General features: G+C 72.8%; 26 protein-coding genes. 14 read left to right on the top strand and 12 right to left on the bottom strand.

Annotation, left to right across the window (positions count from 1 at the left end; genetic code table 11):
* Nucleotides 1-5: 5 nt before the first annotated feature.
* The 3 genes from JS521_RS12135 (at nucleotide 6) to JS521_RS12125 (ending at nucleotide 1,570) form a co-directional block, all read left to right on the top strand.
* Nucleotides 6-845 carry a sulfurtransferase gene (locus tag JS521_RS12135; RefSeq protein WP_093807668.1) on the top strand — a complete coding sequence of 280 codons (840 nt, stop codon included), beginning with the start codon at nucleotides 6-8 and terminating at the stop codon, nucleotides 843-845.
* A 39-nt stretch (nucleotides 846-884) separates the two neighbouring features.
* Nucleotides 885-1,172, top strand: a complete 288-nt coding sequence (locus JS521_RS12130; protein WP_003968135.1) for a DUF1416 domain-containing protein — start codon at nucleotides 885-887, stop codon at nucleotides 1,170-1,172.
* 140 nt (nucleotides 1,173-1,312) lie between these two features.
* The gene (locus tag JS521_RS12125) at nucleotides 1,313-1,570 is read left to right on the top strand and encodes a DUF3099 domain-containing protein (protein ID WP_205082773.1); all 258 of its coding nucleotides are present in this window, start codon (nucleotides 1,313-1,315) and stop codon (nucleotides 1,568-1,570) included.
* A gap of 19 nt (nucleotides 1,571-1,589) precedes the next feature.
* On the opposite strand, the gene JS521_RS12120 is transcribed toward JS521_RS12125, so the two are convergent.
* Nucleotides 1,590-1,952 (bottom strand): DsrE family protein, encoded by a 363-nt coding sequence (locus tag JS521_RS12120; protein WP_030590567.1) that lies wholly within the window; start codon nucleotides 1,950-1,952, stop codon nucleotides 1,590-1,592.
* A gap of 323 nt (nucleotides 1,953-2,275) precedes the next feature.
* Between JS521_RS12120 and JS521_RS12115 the strand changes: the two genes are divergently transcribed.
* From JS521_RS12115 to ygfZ, 3 genes are read left to right on the top strand one after another with little or no spacing between them, the layout of a single operon-like run.
* Nucleotides 2,276-2,848: a heme-binding beta-barrel domain-containing protein gene (locus JS521_RS12115; RefSeq protein ID WP_137234855.1), complete on the top strand. Its 573-nt coding sequence runs from the start codon at nucleotides 2,276-2,278 to the stop codon at nucleotides 2,846-2,848.
* Nucleotides 2,849-2,904: 56 nt separating this feature from the next.
* Nucleotides 2,905-3,387 carry a Fur family transcriptional regulator gene (locus JS521_RS12110; protein ID WP_205082772.1) on the top strand — a complete coding sequence of 161 codons (483 nt, stop codon included), beginning with the start codon at nucleotides 2,905-2,907 and terminating at the stop codon, nucleotides 3,385-3,387.
* Between the two features lie 9 nt (nucleotides 3,388-3,396).
* Nucleotides 3,397-4,362, top strand: coding sequence for a CAF17-like 4Fe-4S cluster assembly/insertion protein YgfZ (gene ygfZ / locus JS521_RS12105; protein WP_205082770.1), 966 nt, complete (start codon nucleotides 3,397-3,399; stop codon nucleotides 4,360-4,362).
* 38 nt (nucleotides 4,363-4,400) lie between these two features.
* On the opposite strand, the gene dtd is transcribed toward ygfZ, so the two are convergent.
* Complete coding sequence (dtd, locus tag JS521_RS12100; RefSeq protein ID WP_205082769.1) at nucleotides 4,401-4,850, bottom strand: D-aminoacyl-tRNA deacylase; 450 nt, start codon at nucleotides 4,848-4,850, stop codon at nucleotides 4,401-4,403.
* Nucleotides 4,851-4,965: 115 nt separating this feature from the next.
* Between dtd and JS521_RS12095 the strand changes: the two genes are divergently transcribed.
* The 3 genes from JS521_RS12095 to JS521_RS12085 are packed head-to-tail and all read left to right on the top strand — an operon-like array spanning nucleotide 4,966 to nucleotide 7,936.
* A complete protein-coding gene (locus tag JS521_RS12095; protein WP_239487151.1) occupies nucleotides 4,966-5,619 on the top strand; it encodes an RsiG family protein in 654 nt (217 codons plus the stop codon).
* 52 nt (nucleotides 5,620-5,671) lie between these two features.
* Nucleotides 5,672-6,658 (top strand): asparaginase, encoded by a 987-nt coding sequence (locus JS521_RS12090; protein ID WP_205082767.1) that lies wholly within the window; start codon nucleotides 5,672-5,674, stop codon nucleotides 6,656-6,658.
* A gap of 24 nt (nucleotides 6,659-6,682) precedes the next feature.
* Nucleotides 6,683-7,936 carry a GNAT family N-acetyltransferase gene (locus JS521_RS12085; protein WP_205082765.1) on the top strand — a complete coding sequence of 418 codons (1,254 nt, stop codon included), beginning with the start codon at nucleotides 6,683-6,685 and terminating at the stop codon, nucleotides 7,934-7,936.
* 18 nt (nucleotides 7,937-7,954) lie between these two features.
* On the opposite strand, the gene JS521_RS12080 is transcribed toward JS521_RS12085, so the two are convergent.
* Together JS521_RS12080 and JS521_RS12075 are read right to left on the bottom strand one after the other, a co-directional pair.
* Nucleotides 7,955-8,791, bottom strand: a complete 837-nt coding sequence (locus JS521_RS12080; RefSeq protein ID WP_205082764.1) for an ABC transporter permease — start codon at nucleotides 8,789-8,791, stop codon at nucleotides 7,955-7,957.
* A complete protein-coding gene (locus tag JS521_RS12075; protein WP_205082762.1) occupies nucleotides 8,784-9,980 on the bottom strand; it encodes an ATP-binding cassette domain-containing protein in 1,197 nt (398 codons plus the stop codon). The genes JS521_RS12080 and JS521_RS12075 overlap by 8 nt, the downstream gene beginning before the upstream one ends.
* Nucleotides 9,981-10,112: 132 nt before the next feature.
* Here JS521_RS12075 and JS521_RS12070 point away from each other — a divergent pair, with 132 nt between their 5' ends.
* Complete coding sequence (locus JS521_RS12070) at nucleotides 10,113-10,916, top strand: TetR/AcrR family transcriptional regulator (protein ID WP_205082761.1); 804 nt, start codon at nucleotides 10,113-10,115, stop codon at nucleotides 10,914-10,916.
* Between the two features lie 19 nt (nucleotides 10,917-10,935).
* Nucleotides 10,936-11,730, top strand: coding sequence for a TetR family transcriptional regulator (locus tag JS521_RS12065; RefSeq protein ID WP_239487150.1), 795 nt, complete (start codon nucleotides 10,936-10,938; stop codon nucleotides 11,728-11,730).
* Nucleotides 11,731-11,855: 125 nt separating this feature from the next.
* Here JS521_RS12065 and JS521_RS12060 read toward each other — a convergent pair whose 3' ends face one another.
* The 5 genes from JS521_RS12060 to JS521_RS12040 all read right to left on the bottom strand — a co-directional run bounded on the left by JS521_RS12060 (nucleotide 11,856) and on the right by JS521_RS12040 (nucleotide 15,790).
* Nucleotides 11,856-12,647, bottom strand: coding sequence for a phosphotransferase (locus tag JS521_RS12060; RefSeq protein ID WP_205082786.1), 792 nt, complete (start codon nucleotides 12,645-12,647; stop codon nucleotides 11,856-11,858).
* Between the two features lie 48 nt (nucleotides 12,648-12,695).
* Entirely contained in the window at nucleotides 12,696-13,382 is a 687-nt protein-coding gene (locus tag JS521_RS12055; protein WP_205082784.1) for an HAD-IA family hydrolase, read from the bottom strand.
* A gap of 165 nt (nucleotides 13,383-13,547) precedes the next feature.
* On the bottom strand, nucleotides 13,548-13,814 hold the full coding sequence (locus JS521_RS36600; RefSeq protein ID WP_372448573.1) for a hypothetical protein: 267 nt from the start codon (nucleotides 13,812-13,814) through the stop codon (nucleotides 13,548-13,550).
* A gap of 93 nt (nucleotides 13,815-13,907) precedes the next feature.
* Nucleotides 13,908-14,762, bottom strand: a complete 855-nt coding sequence (locus tag JS521_RS12045) for an alpha/beta hydrolase (RefSeq protein WP_205082758.1) — start codon at nucleotides 14,760-14,762, stop codon at nucleotides 13,908-13,910.
* 92 nt (nucleotides 14,763-14,854) lie between these two features.
* Nucleotides 14,855-15,790, bottom strand: a complete 936-nt coding sequence (locus JS521_RS12040) for an MFS transporter (protein ID WP_205082756.1) — start codon at nucleotides 15,788-15,790, stop codon at nucleotides 14,855-14,857.
* A gap of 174 nt (nucleotides 15,791-15,964) precedes the next feature.
* Between JS521_RS12040 and JS521_RS12035 the strand changes: the two genes are divergently transcribed.
* The 3 genes from JS521_RS12035 to JS521_RS12025 all read left to right on the top strand — a co-directional run bounded on the left by JS521_RS12035 (nucleotide 15,965) and on the right by JS521_RS12025 (nucleotide 17,764).
* Complete coding sequence (locus JS521_RS12035) at nucleotides 15,965-16,522, top strand: helix-turn-helix domain-containing protein (protein WP_205082755.1); 558 nt, start codon at nucleotides 15,965-15,967, stop codon at nucleotides 16,520-16,522.
* Nucleotides 16,523-16,556: 34 nt separating this feature from the next.
* Nucleotides 16,557-17,249, top strand: a complete 693-nt coding sequence (locus JS521_RS12030) for a hypothetical protein (protein WP_205082753.1) — start codon at nucleotides 16,557-16,559, stop codon at nucleotides 17,247-17,249.
* A 182-nt stretch (nucleotides 17,250-17,431) separates the two neighbouring features.
* Nucleotides 17,432-17,764 carry a DUF2516 family protein gene (locus JS521_RS12025; protein ID WP_205082752.1) on the top strand — a complete coding sequence of 111 codons (333 nt, stop codon included), beginning with the start codon at nucleotides 17,432-17,434 and terminating at the stop codon, nucleotides 17,762-17,764.
* Here JS521_RS12025 and JS521_RS12020 read toward each other — a convergent pair.
* The 3 genes from JS521_RS12020 to JS521_RS12010 form a co-directional block, all read right to left on the bottom strand.
* Entirely contained in the window at nucleotides 17,746-19,116 is a 1,371-nt protein-coding gene (locus JS521_RS12020; protein WP_205082750.1) for a PP2C family protein-serine/threonine phosphatase, read from the bottom strand. The genes JS521_RS12025 and JS521_RS12020 overlap by 19 nt on opposite strands.
* 290 nt (nucleotides 19,117-19,406) lie before the next feature.
* Nucleotides 19,407-20,495 (bottom strand): C40 family peptidase, encoded by a 1,089-nt coding sequence (locus JS521_RS12015; protein WP_205082749.1) that lies wholly within the window; start codon nucleotides 20,493-20,495, stop codon nucleotides 19,407-19,409.
* Nucleotides 20,496-20,744: 249 nt separating this feature from the next.
* Nucleotides 20,745-21,530, bottom strand: coding sequence for a class I SAM-dependent methyltransferase (locus JS521_RS12010; RefSeq protein WP_205082747.1), 786 nt, complete (start codon nucleotides 21,528-21,530; stop codon nucleotides 20,745-20,747).
* Nucleotides 21,531-21,736: the final 206 nt, after the last annotated feature.

Raw genomic sequence — 21,736 nt, 5'->3', positions numbered from 1 at the left:
ACAACATGAGCCGCAGCGACGTCCTGGTAGACGCCGACTGGGTCGAGGCCCACATCGACGACCCGCAGGTCGCGATCGTCGAGGTGGACGAGGACACCTCGGCGTACGAGAAGAACCACATCAAGAACGCGATCCGGATCGACTGGACCAAGGACCTCCAGGACCCGGTCCGCCGTGACTTCGTCGACCAGGCCGGCTTCGAGAAGCTGCTCAGCGAGAAGGGCATCGGCAACGACACGCTGGTCGTCCTCTACGGCGGCAACAACAACTGGTTCGCCTCGTACGCCTACTGGTACTTCAAGCTGTACGGCCACGAGAACGTGAAGCTCCTCGACGGCGGCCGCAAGAAGTGGGAGCTGGACTCCCGCGACCTGACCGACGTCGTCCCCACGCGCCCGGCCACGCAGTACACGGCCAAGCCGCAGGACGAGTCGATCCGCGCCTACCGCGACGACGTCGTCAAGGCCATCGGCAGCCAGAACCTGGTCGACGTGCGTTCGCCCGACGAGTTCAGCGGCAAGCTGCTCGCCCCGGCCCACCTCCCGCAGGAGCAGTCGCAGCGCCCCGGCCACGTGCCGAGCGCCCGCAACATCCCGTGGTCGAAGAACGCCAACGACGACGGCACCTTCAAGTCGGACGACGAGCTGAAGGCCCTCTACGAGGCCGAGCAGGTCGACCTGGCGAAGGACACCATCGCCTACTGCCGCATCGGTGAGCGCTCCGCGCTCACCTGGTTCGTGCTCCACGAGCTGCTCGGCCAGGAGAACGTCAAGAACTACGACGGTTCCTGGACCGAGTACGGCTCCCTCGTCGGCGTGCCGATCGAGCTCGGCGCCAACAAGTAACCCAGCGACCAGCACCACGACGACCCGAAGGACAGAACCATGTGTGGAGCACAGGCCGGTGGCCCCGACGCTTCGACGATCAAGCCCGGTGAGACCACCATCCAGGGCAGCGTGACCCGCGACGGCGAGCCCGTCACCGGCTACGTGCGCCTCCTGGACTCGACCGGTGAGTTCACCGCCGAGGTCCCGACCTCGGCGACCGGGCAGTTCCGGTTCTACGCGGCCGAGGGCACCTGGACGCTCCGCGCCCTGGTTCCGGGCGGCAGCGCCGACCGCACGGTCGTCGCCCAGACCGGCGGTCTCTCCGAGGTCGCCATCGCCGTCTGATCCTTCACGGGATCCGAGGCACGCCGTATCCGTACGGCACACCGAACGGCCGAAGGGCCGCACCCCAGGGGGTTGGACGCCACCTGACGCGGGGTGCGGCCCTTCGTGCCGTCCGGAGTCGGGCGTCCTACGCTGGAAGCATGTACGCCCGACGCAGGAAGAGCTACTTCCTGATGATGGGCGGATGCATCGTGCTCTTCGTGTCCGCCTGGGCCGTGGTGCGCCTGTGGTCCATGCCCGTCGCCATCGGCATGTGCGTCGTCGCCATGGTCATCCCGCCGATCGCCGCGATGATCGCCAACCGGCGTGGCCCGGACGACCGTTGGTGGGACGACCCCTCCGGCGACCCGAAGTCCGACGAGTGGTGGGACGAGCTGGACGGCAAGAGGCGGCGCTGAGGCCGGTCCCGGCCCGGGGTCAGTAGACGAGCGCCTGCGTCCCGTCCGCCATGGCCTCCTGCACGAAGACCTGCGCACCCGCGATGCGTACGCCCTCCAGCACGTCCTTCTCCGTGATGTCGCGCCGGGCCGCGCACTGGGTGCACAGGGTGATCCGGCCGCCCGCCAGGATCGAGTCCAGCAGGTCGGGCAGCGGGGCGGCGTGCGGCAGTTCGAACTCGGCGGCCCGGCCCGGCAGCGCGAACCACGAGGACTCCCCGGTCAGCCAGAGCGAGACCTCCACCCCGCTGGCGACGCCCACGGCCGCCACGGTGAAGGCCTGCGAACAGCGCTCGGCGGCCTCGGGCCCGGCGGTCACCTTGATCACAAGCTTCTTCGGCATATGCCGAACTGTAATCGTCCGGTGCGCAACCTCCTTGCCGGCTTGAGGGTCACCCCGCGGGCGCGGCCCGGCACCTGAACGAGAAGGCCGGGCCCCCACCCATTAGGCTGGGGGCCCGGCCCTGTCACCGCCGCCACCCGCTCGTCACGAGGAGCCCCCTGTGCTTGAGGCATTCTTCTCCGCCCTGCTGATCCTGGTCTGCGTGGGCGTCACCGCCTTCGCCGCGATCACCGTGAAGAAGCTGTACCAGGGCCAGCGCTGACCCTCGTCGGCCGCCGGTTTCCGCCCACCCCTCGCACCCTCACAGATCGTCTGAGCCGCTCATGATCGAGATTCCGTCCGACCTCCACCCGGACCTCGTCCCGCTGGCCTTCCTCCTCGGCAACTGGGCGGGCGCGGGCGTGTCCGACTTCCCCGGCGCCGAGAAGTGCAACTTCGGCCAGGAAGTCACCTTCAGCCACGACGGCCGCGACTTCCTGGAGTACGTCTCCCGCACCTGGGTCCTGGACGAAGAGGGCAAGCAGGTCCGGCCGCTGGAGACCGAGACCGGCTACTGGCGCATCGACAAGGACCGCAAGGTCGAGGTCGTCATGGCCCGCGACCAGGGCGTCATCGAGATCTGGTACGGCGAGCTCGCCGACCAGAAGCCGCAGATCGACCTGGTCACCGACGCGGTCGCCCGCACGGCGGCCTCCGGCCCCTACAGCGGTGGCAAGCGGCTCTACGGGTACGTCAAGAGCGACCTGATGTGGGTCGGCGAGAAGGCCACCCCCGAGGTCGAGCTGCGTCCGTACATGTCGGCGCACCTGAAGAAGGTCGTCACCCCCGAGGAGGTCGCGGAGATGGCGCGGAACCTCGAGGACATGCCGGACGACGGCATCGCCTTCTTCAAGTAGACCTCGCAGTGACGCGGGACCGGCCGGGGTTTGACCACACGCCCTAGACTGGGCGTGTGGTGACCACCGACTGGAAGACCGACCTTCGGCAGCGCGGCTACCGGCTGACGCCTCAGCGGCAGCTCGTCCTGGAGGCGGTCGACGCCCTGGAGCACGGGACTCCGGACGACATCCTGTGCGAGGTGCGCAGGACGGCGTCCGGCGTGAACATCTCCACGGTGTACCGGACCCTGGAGCTGCTGGAGGAGCTCGGGCTCGTCAGTCACGCGCATCTCGGCCACGGCGCCCCCTCGTACCACCTGGCCGACCGGCACCACCACATCCACCTGGTCTGCCGGGACTGCAAGGACGTCATCGAGGCGGACGTCTCCGTCGTCGCCGACTTCACGGAGAAGCTGCGCGCCGACTTCGGCTTCGACACCGACATGAAGCACTTCGCGATCTTCGGCCGCTGCGCGGGCTGCACGGCGGCGAAGGCGGCGGGCAAGGCGACGGAGAAGGCGCAGGACGCCGCGAAGGACCGTTCCGCCAAGTCGTAGGCTGGGCACATGAAGAGCCCCCTGCTGTCCCTGCCCGGCGCCGTCCCCGCCGAAGGCCGCGACGAAGGTGTCGCCGCGCACTACGGCGACCTGTTCCGCGAGCAACGCGCCCTCGCCGACGGCAACGGCTTCGTCGACCTCTCCCACCGGGGCGTCGTCACCGTCACCGGCGACGACCGGCTGGCCTGGCTGCACCTGCTGCTCACCCAGCACGTCAGCGACCTCGCCCCGCACCGGGCCACCGAGTCCCTCATCCTCTCCGCCAACGGGCACATCGAGCACGCGATGTACCTGGTCGACGACGGCACGACGGTGTGGATGCACGTCGAACCCGACACCCAGGCCGATCTGATCGCCTACCTGGAGTCGATGAAGTTCTTCTACCGGGTCGAGGTCGCCGACCGTACCGCGGACATCGCGCTCGTCCACCTCCCGGCCGGCTCCATCGCGGAGGTCCCGGACGGGGTGACCGTACGGGAGACCCCGCAGGGCCGGGACCTGTTCCTGCCGCGCGCCGAGCTGGAGGCGTTCGCCGCCGCCCACGGCCCCGCCGCCGGGATCCTGGCGTACGAGGCGCTGCGCGTCGAGGGGCACCGGCCGCGCGTCGGCTTCGAGACCGACCACCGCACCATCCCGCACGAGCTGGGCTGGATCGGCACCGCCGTCCACCTCCAGAAGGGCTGCTACCGGGGCCAGGAGACCGTGGCCCGCGTCCACAACCTGGGGAAGCCGCCGCGTCGCCTCGTCTTCCTCCACCTGGACGGCAGCGAGGTGCACCTGCCCGGCCACGGCACGCCGGTACGGCTGGCCGCCGACGGCCAGGAGGGCCGCCAGCTCGGCTTCATCACCACCTCGGCCCGCCACCACGAGCTGGGCCCGATCGCGCTGGCCCTGGTCAAGCGGAACGTGGCCGTCGACGCGGAGCTGATCGCCGGGGACACGGCGGCGGCCCAGGAGACGGTCGTCGAGCCGTAGGAACCCGTCCCGACCGCGTACGGTCCGACGGCGTACGGCTACACCTCGATGATCACCGTGAACGGGCCGTGATTCGTGAGCGAGACCCGCATGTCCGCTCCGAACCGGCCCGTCTCCACGTGCGCCCCCAGCGCCCGCAGCTGCGCCACCACCTCGTCCACCAGCGGCTCGGCGACCTCGCCCGGCGCCGCGGCGTTCCAGGTGGGCCTGCGCCCCTTGCGGGCGTCCCCGTAGAGAGTGAACTGAGAAATCACCAGGAGGGGCGCATGCACATCGGAACAGGACTTCTCGCCCTCCAGGATGCGCACCGACCAGAGCTTGCGGGCCAGCTGCGCCGCCTTCTCGGGGGTGTCGTCATGGGTGACCCCGACCAGCACACACAGGCCCTCACCGACGATCTCCCCGACGATTCCCGGGGCCGAGGGGTCGTCCGTCGCACCGGCGACGGAGACGCTCGCACCATCCACTCTCTGTACCACTGCACGCATACAGACCAACCTATCTTGGGCTGAACGGGTACAGAGCGCCTGCGTCGGCACGCTGCGGGGTGGCACGATGCACGATGTCGGTGTGCCGACGCACCGGTCGAGGGGACGGAACAGCATGAGTACATATGGAGCCGGACAATCTCCCGGTGCCGTACCGGGCGCACGTCACCGCACCAGCACCCTGCGGTCACCCGTACAGCGCAGTCTGCCGGGACAAGGCCCCGCACGGCCACCCGCGCCGGCCACCGCCGCCGCCGTGCCGGAGCAGGCGGGCGGCGACGCGGGATTCGGCGGGCTGCGGCTGCCGGAGCTGCGGACGCTGCGCCGGGACGCCCAGCGCGACGAGGCCGATCTCAGTTACGTACGCCGACTCGTGCAGGGCCGGATCGACATCCTCCGTGCCGAGCTGGCCCGCCGCCGGAATCCGGAGGCCCCGGTGGAGGACGCCGCCGTGGTCGACCGGCTCTCCGAGATCCTGGCCGACACCCCGTCCCGGCACCGCTCCTCCGCCCGGCACGTCACGCTGGCGACGCCGCGCGGCGACGAGTTCCGGCAGCTCGCCGCGGAGAACCTCGCCGAGGTCGAGCTGTCCGACCTGGACGCCCGGACGGACGAGGAGCTGCACACGGCGATGGGCCGGCTCGTCCGCTACGAACAGCAGGTCTCCCGGCGCCGTCACGAGCTCCAGCGCACGGCCGACGATTGCGGCGCGGAGATCGCCCGCAGGTACCGTGACGGGGAAGCACAAGTGGACGACCTGCTCGCCTGAAGCGACCCTTCCGGGCGCGGGTGTCCCGCACCCCCGTCCCCGGAAGGCCACCATGACGTCGACCGACTCCCCGTCCGCCATACCCTCCGCTCCGGCCCCCGTCCCGCCCGTCCTGGCCGAGGTCGTGCGCTCCGGGTTCACGGAGGGACACCACCGCGGATCGCTGGTCCTGCTGGCCGCCGACGGCAGCGTGGAGCGGGCGATCGGCGACCCGGCGGCGCCGGTCTTCCCCCGGTCCTCCAACAAGCCGATGCAGGCCGCCGCGATCCTGCGGGCCGACCTCGACCTGTCGGGCGAACGGCTGGCGCTCGCCTCCGCGAGCCACTCCGGGGAGCCCTTCCACCTCGACCTCGCGCGCAAGATGCTCGCCGAGCACGGACTGAGCCCCGCCGACCTCCAGACCCCGCCCGACCTGCCGCTGGACCCTGTGGAGGCGGAGACGTACCTCGCGGCCGGGAACGTACGCGAGCGGATCACGATGAACTGCTCCGGCAAGCACGCCGCGATGCTCGCCGTCTGCGTCCGCAACGGCTGGGACACCGCCACCTACCTCGCCCCGGACCACCCGCTCCAGCAGCTCGTCGGCCAGGTCGTGGCCGAGGCTGCGGGCGAGCCCGTCGCGGCGCTCGGCACGGACGGCTGCGGGGCCCCGCTGATGGCGATCGGGCTGACCGGTCTGGCCCGCGCCTTCCGCTCCTTCGTTCTGGCGGAGCCCGGCAGCGCCGAGCGCCGGGTCGCGGACGCGATGCGCGCCCACCCGGAGTACGTCGCGGGCACCCGGCGCCCGGACACCTGGCTGATGCGCGAGGTGCCCGGGACGCTCTCCAAGATGGGCGCCGAGGCGGTCCAGGCGGTCGCCCTGGCCGACGGGCGGGCCCTGGCCTTCAAGATCGACGACGGGTCGGTCCGGGCGCTCGGCCCGGTGCTCGCCCGCGCCCTGGAGCTGCTGGGCGTGGACGCCCCGGTGGTCGCCAGGATCGGCCGGTCGCCGCTGCTCGGCGGGGCGGCCGAGGTCGGGGAAATTCGCGCGACATTCTGAACCGTGCCTGCCTAGCGTGGAGGAATGAGTCCTGATGTCCGTACCGTCGCCCCGTCCGAGTTCCCTGATTGGATGAGGGCGGTGCGGACCGGCTTTCTGACCGCCGGGGGGTTGCCGAGCGAGGAGTTGGTCAAGGACCGTCGCGCCGATGTCGACCTCTCCCGCGTACAGGGCGTCTTCGACGCCGGGCGGTGCGTGGCGACGTACCGCTCGTTCGCCCAGCAGCTGACCGTGGTCGGCGGGGCCACCGTGACGGCCGACGCGGTCACCGGGGTGACGGTGACGCCCACGCACCGCCGCCGCGGGCTGCTCAGCCGGATGATGGCGACGGACCTGGCGGCGGCCAAGGAGCGCGGCGAGGTGGTCGCCTCGCTGATCGCCGCGGAGTACCCGATCTACGGGCGGTACGGCTTCGGCCCCGCCGCCCGGGCCGCCGAGTGGGAGGTCGACGTACGCCGGGCCGGCCTCGACCCGCGCCGCTCCGGGCAGCCGGCGGACGGCGGCCGGATCGAGATGGTGGACGGCGCGGACATCCGCAAGACCGGCCCCGAGGTGCACGCCGCGCTGGCGGCCCGGCAGCCCGGAATCGTCAGCCGTGGCGAGCGCTGGTGGCGGACGCATACGGGCGTCGCGCCCCGCGCGGATCACGAGACCTGGACCGAGCCGTTCTACGTGGTGCACCGCGCCGCGAACGGCGAGGTCGACGGCCTGCTGGTGTACGGCGTGGACGACAAGTGGGGCGACTCCAAGCAGCCGCTGAACACCGCTTCCGTACGGGATATGATCGCGCTGAACCCGGCGGCGGAGCGGGCCCTGTGGCACTACCTCTGCTCGGTCGACTGGATCGCCACCGTCCGCTCCGGCTACCGCGCCCCCGACGACCTGCTCCCGCTGCTGCTCCCCGACCCGCGCGCGGCCCGGATCATCACCGACACGGACTGGCTGTGGCTGCGGATGCTGGATGTGCCGCGCGCCCTGGAGGCCCGGACGTACGGTACCGACGCGTCGCTCGTCCTGGAGGTCCGGGACGAGGCGGGGCTGGCCGGGGGCCGCTTCCTGCTGGACGCCTCGGGCTCCGGTGCCCGCTGTACGCCGACCACCCGGAGCGCCGATCTGGCCCTGGGGGTCGGGGAGCTGTCCACGCTGTATCTGGGCGACGAGTCCGTGCGGCGGCTGGTGGACCTGGGCCGGGTCGAGGAGCTGCGGGCGGGTGCGGCGGCGACGGCGGACGCGGTGTTCCGTACGGGGCGGCGGCCGTGGTGCCCGGACGTGTTCTGAGGAGTCTGCGTCCCGGGGTCAGCGCGTCCGGATCCGGAACAGCGTCCCCGAGGCGCTGATCGCCACGGCGAGCATCCCCGCCGCCCAGGCGAGCGCGATCCAGGGGGTGCTGCCCACGTCCTGGCCGAGCAGGAGCCCGCGCAGGGACTCGATGGCCGGGGTGATCGGCTGGTGGTCGGCGAAGCCGTGGAGCCAGTCCGGCATGTTCTCGGTCGGGACGAACGCGCTGCTCGGGTAGGGCAGGAACGACATGAAGAACGTGAAGCCGCTCGCCGCCTCCGGGGTCCTGGCCAGCAGACCGATCGCCGCCGAGATCCAGGACAGGGCCACGATGTAGGCGACCAGCACGGCGGCCACCAGGAGCCAGCCGCTCCAGGAGGCGGCGGGGCGGTAGCCGATCAGCAGCGCGACACCGAAGACCAGGGCGGTGGAGCAGAGATTGCGGACGGTGCTGGCCGCCACATGGCCCGCGAGCACCGGCGTACCGCCCACGTCCAGGGAGCGGAAGCGGTCGATGATGCCGCCCTTCATGTCCTCGCTGACGGCGGTGGCGGTGGTCGCGGCGCCGAACCCGGCGGACAGGAGCAGGACGCCCGGGACGACGTACATGACGTACGAGTCGTAGTCCGCGCCGGTGTCGATCGCGCCGCCGAAGAAGTAGACGAAGATCAGCATCATCATGATCGGCAGGGCCAGGGACGTGATCAGCGCGTCGATGTTGCGGCTGCTGATGCGCAGGGCGCGGGTGGCCATGACGGCGGTGTGGGTGAGCGGGCCCGCCCCGCGCCCGGGGTCGCGGGCGGCCCCGTCGGGGAGCCGGGCCGGGCTGCTGCGCCGAACGGCGGTGTCAGACATGGGTGGATGCCTCCGGGGGCGTGGGCGCGTTCGAGGTCAGGGTCAGGAAGACGTCGTCGAGGGTCGCGCTGTGCAGGCCGAAGCTCTCGATCTCGTGGCCGGTCGGGTCGATCTCGTCGAGCAGGGCGCGCACCTGGGCCGCCGAGCCGTCGGTGGGCAGGCCGAGCGTGAGGGTCTCGGGGGAGTGGTGGACGGCTCGGGCGGCCAGGCGGAGGTAGGCCTCGCGGCTGGTGAGGACCAGGTCGAGGCGGTGTCCGCCGACGCGGGACTTGAGGTCGGCGGCGGTGCCCTCGGCGGCGATCCGGCCCTGGTTCAGCAGCGCGATCCGGTCGGCGAGGCGGTCGGCCTCCTCCAGGTACTGGGTGGTGAGCAGGACGGTCGCCCCGCGTGCGGCCAGCTGCCGGACGATCTCCCAGAGCTCCTGGCGGCTGCGCGGGTCGAGGCCGGTGGTCGGCTCGTCCAGGAAGAACACCCCGGGCTCCGGTGAAGCGACGAGCCCGGCGGCCAGGTCGAGCCGGCGGCGCATCCCCCCGGAGTACGTCCGGACCGGGCGACGGGCGGCCGCGGTGAGGTCGAAGCGCTCCAGCAGCTCCGCCGCCCGGCCCCCGGGCCCGGGCCCCGGGGGGGGGGGGGGGCGGGGGCAGATTAGGAGGGTGAAGACGGGGGGCGGGGGGGGGAGCACGGCGGCGGCCGGGGCGGGGGCGGGGGCGGGGCCCCCCCCGCCCCCCCCGCCCCCCCCGGGGCCCCCGGGGGGGCGCCCCCCCCCCCGCCCCCCCCCCCGCCCCCCCCCCCCCCCCCCCCCCCCCCCCCCCCCCCCCCCCCCGGCCCGGGGCAGTCCGGTGAGCCGGGCCATCATTCGCAGGTTCTCCTCGCCGGTCTGGGTCTCGTCCACGGCGGCGAACTGGCCGGTGAGGCTGATGGAGCGGCGCACCGCGCCCCGGTCGGCGACGACGTCGTACCCCGCGACGCGGGCGGTGCCGGAGTCGGCCTCGGTCAGCGTCGCGAGGATCCGTACGGCGGTGGTCTTGCCGGCCCCGTTCGGCCCGAGCAGGGCGAAGACCGTGCCGCGCCCGACCTGGAGGTCGATGCCGTCGAGGACCCGGACGGCGGGCTTCCCGTAGGACTTGGTGAGGCCGTACGCCTCGATGGCGGGGGCGGAGTCTCCGCTCGGCCGGATCGGGTCGGTCATGTCAGGACCCCCTTCTGCGTATGACATACGCGTTATTGCGTAAGCATTACGCATCCCTAGGATGGGGTCAAGGCGAACGGGGGCGCGGGGCGCGGCTGCGGCGTGGACGAGACGCCGGGCGAAGGGGATGCGGTGACGGAGAAGAGCAGCGCGGCCGGCGGCGACCTGCCGGCCAGCCTGGAGGCGGCCTGGGGGCTGCGGGACCGCCCGGCGAAGGGCCCGAAGCCCGGCCTGAGCCTGGAGCGGATCGTGGCCGCCGCGGTGCGCCTCGCGGCGGCCGAAGGGCTCGGGGCCGTGTCGATGGGCCGGGTCGCGAAGGAGCTCGGCGCGTCCACGATGTCCCTGTACCGGTACGTCTCCGCCAAGGACGAGCTGTACGTCCTGATGCAGGAGACCGCCTTCGGGCCCCCGGAACCGCTGTCCGCCCTGGAGTCCGGCGCGGGCTGGCGGGAGGCGCTCGCCGAGTGGGCGTCCGCGCAGCGGGACCGGTTCCACGCCCACCTCTGGCTGCTCCGGATCCCCGTCGGGGGCCCGCCCGCGACCCCGAACTCGCTGGCCTGGTGGGAGCAGGGGCTCCAGGCGCTGGAGGGCAGCGGGCTCGATGAGGGCGACAAGATCTCGGTGGTCCTGCTGGTCTCCAACTTCGTCCGCAGCGAGGCGGTCCTGATGGCCGACCTGACCGCCGCCGTGGCCGCGCGCGGGGTGTCGCCCGAGGACGTGATGGCGTCCTACGAGCGCACGCTCAGGCGGCTGGTCGACCCCGCCCGGCACCCCGGGATCTCCCGGCTGCTGGAGTCCGGGGTGTTCACGGAGCCGGACGACCCGGACTACGAGTTCACCTTCGGCATGGAACGCCTGCTGGACGGTGTGGAGGCGCTGATCCGCAGGACGGCCGAGGGCTCCCGCGCCCCGGGCGGCGACGTCAAGTCCGCTTGAGATCAAGGGCGTACGCTTCATGGTCATGAGCGGAGAGAACGCCGGGAACGAGTCCGTGGGCGGACCGGGGAACGAGCCCGGAAGCGGGCCCGGCTCCCGGTCCGGAAGCGGGCCCGGCCCCCGGACCGGAAGCGGGTCCGGCCATGGTTCCGGCGGGCAGGCCGCCGGTCACGCGCGGCAGCGGGCCGCCGGTTCGGCGCCGCTCGGTCTGCGGGAGCGCAAGAAGCAGCTGACCTACCAGGCGGTCTCCGACGCCGCCATCGCGATGTTCCTGGAGCGCGGCTTCGACAAGGTGTCCGTGGCGGAGGTGGCGGCAGCGGCGGACATCTCCAAGCCGACGCTGTTCCGGTACTTCCCCGCCAAGGAGGACCTGGTGCTGCACCGGTTCGCCGACCACGAGGACGAGCCCGCCCGGGTGGTCGCCGGACGGGCCTCCGGCGACAGCCCGCTGGACGCCCTGCGCCGCCACTTCCTCGACGGCCTCGACCGCCGCGACCCGGTGACCGGCCTGTGCGACGTACCCGAAGTGCTGGCCTTCCTCGGCCTGTTGTACGGGACGCCGTCGCTGGTGGCCCGGATGTACGCCTACCAGGGCCGCTCCGAGGCGGCCCTCGCCCGGGCGCTGGGCGGCGGGGCGGCCGACCGGCTCGCGGCCGGGCAGATCGTCGCCGTCCTGCGCATCCTGGCCCTGGACAACTGGAGTCGGATCGACGCGGGGGAGAGCGCCGACCGGGTCTACGCGGGCGCGGTCCAGGCGGCCGAGGACGCGTTCGTCCAGCTGCGGACGGGCCTCGAGCCGGGGCCGCGCGGCTGAGGGCGCGGGCCGGTCGGGCGCGTGGACCGGTCCGGCGCGTGGACCGGTCAGGGGCGTGGGCCGGTCAGGGGCGGGCCGGGCACGTGGTCGCGCGGCCGGTGTCACGGTCGGCCGGTCCACGGTGGTCAGTCGGCGAGCAGGGCGGCGGTCAGCTCGTGGCGCCGGTCCGCCAGTCGGCCCTGATGCCGGTCCCACTCCGCACGGCCGCTCTCCTCGTACGCCGCCGCGTACGCCGCGTCCCCCCGCGCCACCCGCGACTCGACGAACGCCCGGCACACGGCGGTGGCCTGCTCGATCACCCGGGGCAGCGCGGCCCGGTCCGCGCGCCCCAGTCCGTAGCCGCCGGCCAGGACCCGTAGCCGGTGGGGCAGTTCGAGTCCGGCGCGCCCCCGCATCGGTGCCCAGTAACGCGCCGCCATGGCCACGTCCCACACCGGGCGGCCCGGCGAAGCCAGGTCGAAGTCGATGAGGGCGGCGGCGCGACCGTCCCGGAACACCACGTTCTCCAGGCACACATCGTTGTGGCAGACCACCGCGCCGGGAGCCGCAGCCCCCTCCGGGTCGGCCAGGTCGGCGGGCCAGCCGGCCGCGCGGTCGAACCGTACGACCGCCGCCGCCTCGTGCATCCGCCGGAGCAGCGCCCCCACGGAGCGCAGGGCCTCGTCCGTCCAGGCCCAGGCCGGGTGCGGGGCGACGGCGACCTCGCCGGGCACGTACGAGAGCCGCTCGCGGAGACCGGAGGCGGAGACCCCCAGGGGCGCGGGCACGCCGTCGAACCCCTGCCCGCGCAGCGCCCGGAGATAGGCGTGCAGGGCGGCGACGTGCGGTGGGGCGGGACGTTCGACGGCGTCACCGTGGCGGAGGACGGCTCCGGCGTTGGCCATCCCACCGGACAGCACTTCCGGCTCCCGGCCCATGGGGTCACCGCTTCCGGTCCGCGGGGTCACCGCTTCCGGTCCATGGGGTCACCGCTCCCGATTCACGGGGTCACCGCTCCCGGCCGGGCGCGGAGCCCACTCCGCGCAGGACCCCAACGCGGCGCGCAGGTCAGCCGGTTCGCGGTAGAGGACCCCGGTCATGCCGAGGGCGGCGGCCGCGTCGACGTTCTCCTGCCGGTCGTCCACGAACAGGCACCGCGCCGCTGGTACGCCCGCCCGTTCGGCCGCGATGCGGTAGACGGCCGGGTCCGGCTTGGCCACCTGCTCCACCGCACTGCTCACGACCGCGTCGGCCAGATCGGTCAGACCCAACAGGGCGAGGTCGTCCTCCAGTTGGAGGGTGGCGTTGGTGACGAGCACCAGAGGAACGTGGGTCCTGGCCCGTCGCAGCAGCGCCACCACCTCCTCGTCGGCCCGGACGGGCGCGTCCGCGAGGGCCTGGCCCAGCTCGCGGGCCCGGTCCGCGCCCACCCGGTCCGTGAGCCCCGCGGCGATGGCATCCACCCAGGCGGCGGGGGTGATCCGGCCCAGGAGCAGCGGGAGATCGACCTCGGGCGCGTAGGCGACCTCGGTCGTCGCGCCCTCCGGCAGCCCGGCGGCCCGTTCCAGGGCGGCGAGCGGGGCGGTGTCGTAGAAGCGGACGACGTTGTCGAGGTCGCAGAGCACGGCGTCGAAGGCACGGCCGACGGGGGCCGCCGGTGCGGAGGCGGGCATGGTGAGTGCGGAGGTGGGGCCGGTGGGTGAGGCGTCGGGGGAAGCGTCGGGGGACGCGATCGGGGTGCGGTCGTCGCCCGGGGCGTAACGCGTGCTCATGCCTGGTCTCCTCCGTGGCCTTCGACATGGTGATGCGTGATCGACCATAGGCGGCCGCCGGACCGTTCATGGCCGAGCACTGCCGCCCGTCCGGACGGCCCGCGGGACAGAGCGCGTCACCGGGCGGCCCGCCTCGCCGTCGCGGTGCGCGGGCGTCCCGCCGGTGCGCCCCGACCGGAACATCAGGGCCGCGACGACGAAGGCAGCGGCGAGGAGTCCCGCACCGACCGTGAACGCCAGCCGGTAGCCGCCGGTCAGAGCCTCGGCCGAGGACAGTCCGGCGGCGCCGAGCGCCTCGGTCCGCCCGGCGGCCAGGGTGGACAGGACGGCCACGCCGAGGGCCGGCGGGCAGCATGGCGAGGCCCGTGGCGGCTCCACCTCTGATCGGTGGGCCGGGTGGGCGGGAGTGTCGGCTTGTCGCGGGTGTCAGCTCACCGTGAGGCCGGCGAGCAGCTCGGCGGCGGGCTTCGGGTGGACGAGCCAGCGCAGATGGCTGCCTTCGAGCGTCCGGACGTCGAAGGGGTTGTCCGGGGTGAGGGCGTCCGCCTCGCGGATCATGCGGTCCTGCACGGCGGGCGGCACGCTGGTGTCGGCGGCCAGGCGCACATAGGTCCTGGGTATCCGGCCCCAGGTCGCGGCCTGCGCCCGGTCGGCCGACGTACCGACGTCGAGGTTCTCGTCGGGCTGGAAGGTGTTGAGAAAGTTGCGGAACTCGTCGTCGGTGAGGTCGGCGGCGAAGGCGTGCCGGAACGCGTCGATCGCCCCCGGGTCGGCCGTACGGAAGTTGACCCGCAGCAGCCCGAGTTCGGCCGGGTTCCCGACGAGCGCGAGGGCCAGGGCTCCCGCGTCGACGTCCGCCATCTCCGGCTCGGCGTAGTAGTCGCCGACGGACAGGTCGACCGGACACCAGGCGGAGACGTACACGATGTGGTCGACCAGGTCGGGCCGCAGATTGCCGACCGCGGTGATGGTGGCGCCGCCCCGGCTGTGTCCGACGAGGACCGTGGGCCCGTTCCGCTTGGCCCGTTCGAGGGCCTCGATCACGCGGGCCACGCTGTCCGCGAGGGTGACGCCCTTGATGGACCCCGGTTCCGCGGCGAGGCCTTCGAGATCCTGTGGAGCCTGGTAGGCCGCGGGGAAGGTGGCCTCGAACCCGTGCCCCGGGAGGTCGACCGCGGCCGAACGGTGCCCGAGCAGGCCGAGTTCGGCTTGGAGCGGCGCGAAGGAGAACGAGTTCGCGAAGGCTCCGTGGACGAGGACGAAGGTCGGTTGATTCGGCATGCTGCCCAGGCTCCAATGGAATGATCTTCGAAGGCAATGCCCGGGAGGCGGGTGTTCGGGTTCGGGAGGGCGGGGCGGGGCACGGTGTGTGGTCACTGCTCGGTCGAGGTCGAGGTCGACGGCGGGGGCGAGTGCAGCGGCGGTAGCGACGGTGCAGGCCCGGGTTCCCGGAGTTCGGCGCGAAGCAACACCGGGACAGCGATACCGAACACCGCGGCGAGCAGGCAGATTCCACCGCACACAGTGAAGAACATGGCGGCGCCCCACACGGCCACGGTGATGCCGACCACGGGGAAGAGGATCGGGGCGAGCCCCAGTGCGCACAGGGTCGTGACCGAGGTGACCCGGCCCAGATAGCGGGGCTCGGTCTCCGTCTGGACCAGGGCGCCGGTGACCGCCGCGGTGACCCCGTTGGTCAGCCCGATCAACGCGCCGAAGGCGACGGCGTACGGCAGGGGCCGCGTGTGCCCCAGGGCGACCGCTCCCACGGCCGTGACGAGCAACGCGCCGGACATCGCCGGCCCGGCGCGCGGGACACGGGCCCGTACCGCGAGCAGCAGCGCGGCGGCGGCTGCCCCGACGCTGAACGCGCTCGCGATCCACCCCATGCCCGCAGCGCCCCAGCCGCGTTCGTCCGCCAGGAGCACCAGGCCGGCGGCGACCGGACCGCTGAAACACATCTCGCTCAGACCGATCACCGTGATCAGTGGTGCGAGCATCCGATGCCGGCGGATGTAGCTCAGTCCGTCACGCAGCGCGTCGCGTCGCCGGCGCCGACAGCACCGGCGCGGCCCGAACCGGTCCGCCACGACGCCTCCGCCGAGCATGAGTACCGCCCGGGGTAACGCCCCGGCAGCGATCACGAGACCGACCTGCGACGGCCCTGCGGCCCGAGTGGCGGACCAGGAGAGGGCGAGGAAGTACACCACGTCGCCGGTGACGGAGGCGGTGTGGGCGGCGAGCCAGCGCAGCACGTTCATGTCCCGGTACGCGGGCAGCGCGGGCGCCGCTGTGCCGTACGAGGTCATTTCCGGCCGTCCCCTGCGTCGAGATCCACGCTGCCGGGCACGGGAAACGCCTGTACCTGCAGCGATACGGGGACGGCACCCTGCGGCGCGTCGGCCTGGCTGTAAGCCGTGGCGCGCGACACTTTTGCAAGCATGTGCTTGCAAAAGTTAGCAAGGGTGTTGCACTATCGGGTCATGGCATCACTCAACGTCGGCAATCTCGGTGAGTACCTGCGGGAGCAGCGCCGTGCAGCGCAGCTCTCGCTGCGGCAGCTCGCCGATGCCACCGGGGTGTCGAACCCGTATCTCAGCCAGATCGAGCGCGGTCTGCGCAAGCCCAGCGCGGACGTGCTCCAGCAGGTCGCCAAGGCGCTGCGGATCTCGGCCGAGACCCTGTACGTCCGTGCGGGGATCCTCGACGAGCGGGAGCGGGAGGAGCTGGAGACGCGGGCGGTCATTCTGGCCGATCCGTCGATCAACGAGCGGCAGAAGAACGTTCTGCTGCAGATCTACGACTCCTTCCGCCGCGAGAACGGATTCGCCCCCGGGCCCGACGCTGAAGCGGACGCGGCAGCGGCAACCGCAACGGCAACGGCAGCGGCAACGGACGACGGTGTGAACGCGGAAGCCGGCGCCGAAACCGACGCGGGTCGCGATGCCGGGCCGCCCCGTAACGGCGACGACGCCGGTACGGGCTCCACCAATGACGTCACCGAAGACGTCACCGAAGACCAAGACCCTCACAACAGCTAACAGCTGGTTCTGATGATCCGGGAGGACCACAGTCATGGCCATCACCGATGACCTGCGCAAGACCCTCACCGACCCCACCCCCCTCTACTTCGCCGCCGGTACGGCCGACCTGGCCGTGCAGCAGGCGCGCAAGGTCCCGGCACTGATCGAGCAGCTGCGGTCCGAGGCGCCCGAGCGGATCGACGCCGTGCGCAACACCGACCCCAAGGCCGTGCAGGAGAAGGTGACCACGCAGGCCAAGGAGGCCCAGGCCACCGTGCAGGCGAAGGTCACCGAGGTGTTCGGTTCGTTCGACGCCGCCGACCTGAAGAAGCTGGGCGAGAACGCCCAGGACCTGGCGCTCCGCAGCGTGGGCGTGGCCGCCGAGTACGCGATCAAGGCCCGGGAGACGTACGAGAAGGTCGCCGAGCACGGCGAGCAGACCGTACGGACCTGGCGCGGGGAGACCGCGGAGGAGATCGTCGAGATCGCCGCCGTCATCGAGGCCGAGCCGAAGAGTCGGCCGAAGGCGAGCCCCAAGCCCGCCGCGACGAAGGCCTCGCCCGCCGCCAAGCCCGCCGCGACGAAGACCTCGCCCGTGGCAGCCGGCTCGGCCAAGCCCGCTGCCACCAAGGCCTCGCCCGCCGCCCCGGTGAAGTCCGCCGAGGCCAAGGCCGCGCCCGCCAAGAAGGCGCCCGCGCCGCGCAAGCCCGCGGCCAGGAAGACCCCGCCGACCGACGGCAAGTGACCCCCAGGGACCGGCCCTCCAGGGGCCGGACCCTCGCAGGTCCGGCCCCTACGGGTCGTTCCAGGGCGCGGTACGCGTGACCGGGGCGCGGGGTGGGCACCTTTACGGGTGGCCGGCTCGTTGTCCCGGTACCTTGGCCTTCACGGCCGCAGGGCGCTCACACTCACTAGGCGGTACACACCATGTTGCTCTCAGCATTCGGCTCACTCCTCCAGCTGCTCTATCTGGCGATGCTGGTGCTGGCCGTGGTCGCGTTCGTCTTCGCGGCGACCGCCCGTGAGGACGCCTACCGTGCCGCCGACAAGAAGAAGAAGTCCTTCTGGCTGATCATCCTTGGCATTGCCGTCGCCGTGAACCTGCTTCCCGCCTCGCTCTTCTTCCTCCAGATCGCCGGCGTGATCGCGTCGATCGTCTTCATGGTCGACGTGCGTCCCGCGCTCAAGCAGGTCTCGGGCGGCCGAAAGGGCGGCTCCAGCAGTGACGGACCGTACGGTCCCTACAACGGCGGGCGCTGAGCCCTCGCCGCCCCCGCGGGCGGCGACGGCGGCCGGTCGACGGACGCGGGGTGGGAGCGCGGTGCGCTGCCGCCCCATCGTCGTATCCGCTCCGGATCGCGGCCCAGCAGCAGCACCGCCACATCGTCGGTCAGCTCGCCGCCGTTCAGCTCCCGCACCTCGGCGACCGCCGTCTCCAGCAGTTCGTCGCCGGTCAGGCCCTCCGTCAGCCGGCCGTTGATCATCGCGACCATGCCGTCCTGGCCGAGCCGCTCGCTGCCGCCGGTCCCCACGCGCCCCTCGATGAGCCCGTCCGTGTACATCATCAGGCTCCAGGCGCCGCCCAGCTCGACCTGACGGCGCGGCCACCGGGCCCGCGGCAGCAGCCCCAGGGCCGGTCCGCCGTCCTCGTAGGGGAGAAGCCGCGCCGGCCGGCCGTGGCGGGCGAGCAGCGGCGCGGGGTGTCCGGCCAGGCAGAGTCCGGCCCGCCGCCCGTCCGGCGCGATGTCGACCGTGCACAGCGTCGCGAAGATCTCCTCGCTCTGCCGTTCGTGCTCCAGCACCTGCTGGAGCGTGGAGAGCAGCTCGTCCCCGCACAGCCCGGCCAGGGTCAGCGCCCGCCAGGCGATCCGCAGCTCGACGCCGAGCGCCGCCTCGTCCGGGCCGTGGCCGCAGACGTCGCCGATCATCGCGTGGACCGTGCCGTCCGGGGTGCGGACGACGTCGTAGAAGTCGCCGCCGAGCAGGGCGCGGCTGCGGCCGGGGCGGTAGCGGGCGGCGAAGCTCAGTCCGGAGCCCTCCAGCAGCGGGGTGGGCAGCAGGCCGCGCTCCAGGCGGGCGTTCTCCTGGGCGCGCAGCCGGGACTCGGTCAGCTGGTGCTGGGCCATGTCGGCGCGCTTGCGCTCCACGGCGTACCGGATGGCGCGGCTCAGGACGCGCGCGTCCAGCTCGCCCCGGAAGAGGTAGTCCTGCGCCCCGACCCGTACCGCCTCGGCCGCCAGCTCGGTGTCGTCCTCGGCGGTCAGCGCGAGGACCGCGTGCAGCGGGGCGATGCGCAGTACGTGGGTGAGGGCCGCCAGTTCGTCGGCCCGCTCGGAGAGGGGCTCGGTCCGCCCGGGGTCGGGTTCTCCGGGGCCCGCGACCGGCAGCGCCAGGTCCAGCAGGATGCAGTCCACGTCGTCGGTGAGCAGTCGCGCCGCCTCGGTGAGGTTGCGGGCGGTACGGATACGGACCCGGGTTCCGGCGGCGGCCGAGAGCTCGGGGACGGTGATGGTGGTGCCCGCCGGGTCGTCCTCGATCACCAGCAGGGTGAGGTCGCCGTGGGAGGTCTCCGCAGCGGGCACGGAGCGCTGCTGCGGTACGGGTACGGGCATCGGTTCGGGTTTCCTTCCCTCCCCCCGAGGGCGCGGCGGGTCGACGATCGACGATCCGCCAGTCGGGGACGATAGCGGTCCGCGGCGGGGGAACGGAATGGCCCACGGGGACCGGCCCCTGTCATATGCGCCGTCATAAGCCGCGTCCCGACACGGATCCGGCGCGATGGACCGCCGTACGAGGCCGGAAGCGCCCATGACAAACATCACGCGCCCCACCGGCGGCGTCGTGGCCCCGCTCACGTGGGCCGGGTCACCCCGGCGGATCCCCGTACGTGTCCGGGCGTGCCCTACTTGTCCGGGCGGACCACCCCGAGGATCTTCATCGAGCCCGCGCCCGCCAGCGTGACGTTGCGGCCGGGGCGCGGGGAGTGGACGATCGCGCCGTCGCCGACGTACATCCCGACATGGCTGGCGTCGGCGTGGTAGATGATCAGGTCGCCGGGGCGCATGTCCTGGATGTCGATGCGCGGCAGCAGCCGCCACTGCTCCTGCGAGGTGCGCGGGATCGGCCGCTTCGCCGCCAGCCAGGCCTGGGACGTCAGACCGGAGCAGTCGTACGAACCCGGGCCCTCCGCTCCCCAGACGTACGGCTTGCCTATCTGCGCCGTCGCGAAGGCCACCGCCGCCGCTCCGGCCTCGCTCGCCTCGCCGCTGACGTCCTTGACCGCGCCGGAGGAGAGCCAGGCGGTCTGCGCCTCGTCCGCCGCGTCCCGCTCCAACTGGCGGAGCCGGTCGCGCTCCTTCTTCTCCAGCTGCGATTCGAGCTTCTCCGCCGCCTTGATCTGGGCGTTGATCTTCTTCTTGGCCTTGGCCTGCTTGACCCGGTTCGTCTCCAGCTTCTCCCAGTTGGCGCTGGCGTCCTGGGTGTACGTCTCCAGGTCCTGCTGCGTCTGGTTCAGCTCGGTCAGGAGCGACTTGGAGGCCTGCTGGCTCTGGTGGACCTTGTTGATCCCGTCCAGGAAGAGCTTCGGGTCGTCGCTCAGGGCCAACTGCGCGCCGGGCGGCAGGCCGCCGTTGCGGTACTGCTCGCGGGCCTGGGCACCGGCCCGGTCCTTCAGCGCGGCGATGCGCGCCTGGCCCTCGACGATCGCCTTGGCCAGCTTCACGATCTCGCCGGACTGCTTCTTCGTCTGCTCCTCGGCGAGGTTGTACGCGTCCGTCGCCGCGCCCGCCTTCCGGTACAGCGTCTCGATCTGCTCGCGGACCTTCTCCAGGTCCGCGGTGGAGTAGCGGGGCGGCGAGCCGGCGGGGGAGGAGGCGGAAGGGGAGGGCGAGGGGACCGGAACGGGGGCGGCCGTGGCCTGGCCCGTGGACGTCAGCAGGGCCAGCGCACAGACCAGCGTGATCGCGGCAGTGGCGCAGTGGCGTCGGTTCACGAGCTCCCCCTCCGGGCGCGTATCTCTCCGGGCACGCATCTGACTTACCGTCAGTAACGTTCGACAACGTCGCGATCGTGCCATGTCGTCCCCCAAAGCAACAGAGGTCGACGGCACCTGACGCGTCACATACCGCCCGTACAGGGCCACTTCGTCATCCCTGTCCGTCCCCCCCCCCCATCCACAGGGACGAACGATGCCCCCGTGGCGTTCCCGCGGCGGGCGATCTCTGCCCGATCGGGGAAGACTTCAGTGCCCGGTGGGGCGCAGGGCGTTCCACGCCACCGTGACCTCGCCCTGCCGCCACCGCCGTACCCCGTCCGTCACCGGCCAGTCGGCCGCCACCGCCCGCACCGCCGCGATCCAGCGCTGCCGCGCGCCGAGCGAGGCGTAGGGGGAGGCCGCCGCCCATGCCCGGTCGAAGTCCCGCAGGAACGCGTGGACCGGCTCGCCCGGCACATTGCGGTGGATCAGCGCCTTCGGCAGGCGTTCCGCGAGGTCCGAGGGGCGCTCCAGCGAGCCGAGCCGGGTCGCGAAGGTGACCGTGCGCGGCCCTTCAGGCCCCAGGGCCACCCACACGTGCCGGCGCCCGATCTCGTCGCAGGTCCCCTCCACCAGCAGCCCGTCCGTATCGAGGCGCGAGCACAGCCGTGCCCAGACCTCGGCGACCTGGTCCTCGTCGTACTGGCGCAGCACGTTCGCCGCCCGGATGAGCGTGGGCCGCACCGCGAGCGGCACCTCGAAGCCGCCGTGCACGAAGGTGAGGCCCTCGCGCTCGTACGGCTTCGCCGCCGCGACCCGCTCCGGGTCGATCTCGATGCCCGCCACCGCGGTGCGCGGCTCGGCGGTGCGCAGCCGGCCCAGCAGCTCGACGGCGGTCCAGGGGGCCGCCCCGTACCCGAGATCGACGGCCACCGGCGTCCCGGCGCGGCGCAGGGCGGGGCCGTGGGCGTCGGCGATCCAGCGGTCCATGCGGCGCAGCCGGTTCGGGTTGGTGGTCCCGCGGGTGGCGGTGCCGATGGGGCGCTGGCGCATGGGTCGAGCCTAGGCGACGCGGTGAGGGGTACCCGGTCCCACCTGGTCCGGCCCGCTCCCACCCGGTCCGCCCGCTCCCGGTCCCACCACGGGCGGGCGGGAGCGCCCGGGGGGGGCCGCCGGGGGGGGGGGGGGGCCGCCCCGCGGGGTGTGTTTTTTTAAGAGGGAAAGAATAACGGGGGTGGGGGGGGGGGGGCGCAAGGGGG

Source organism: Streptomyces durocortorensis (genome assembly GCF_016901035.1).
GTDB classification, from domain to species: domain Bacteria; phylum Actinomycetota; class Actinomycetes; order Streptomycetales; family Streptomycetaceae; genus Streptomyces; species Streptomyces durocortorensis.
This window is presented reverse-complemented; position numbering and strand designations above follow the sequence as displayed.